Here is a 308-nt window from a genome sequence, read left to right on the forward strand (position 1 = left end):
CTTCGTATCCCACCTTACTAACCGTATGTCCGGCTACAAGACGAGCACGTTCTTCCCGGGTAATCAAAGCATCGTATTCTACCTCGAAAGGCAGACAGGCACCCAGTTGACGCAGATTCTCAGTCACAAAAATTTCCGCTTCGGATGCTTCGTTTATTCGGTCTACAATACTGCGAAACTCCGGTGTCAGTCCTTTGCCCTGATACATCCGGGCGATATGCTCTCCCTGATATATCAATGAAGCCCCGATATTCTGGATTCTGCATATTTCCTACTTGCAAGTCTTCCAGGCAGATCGTTTGGTTTTC

The 308-nt window shown here is 47.7% G+C and carries 1 pseudogene; it reads right to left on the reverse strand.

What is annotated here, in order from left to right:
* Positions 1–208: pseudogene (locus B2899_RS00205) on the reverse strand (two-component sensor histidine kinase); the annotation flags it as partial.
* Positions 209–308: the final 100 nt, after the last annotated feature.

It is taken from the genome of Aneurinibacillus sp. UBA3580, assembly GCF_002375825.1.
Lineage (GTDB): Bacteria > Bacillota > Bacilli > Aneurinibacillales > Aneurinibacillaceae > Aneurinibacillus > Aneurinibacillus danicus.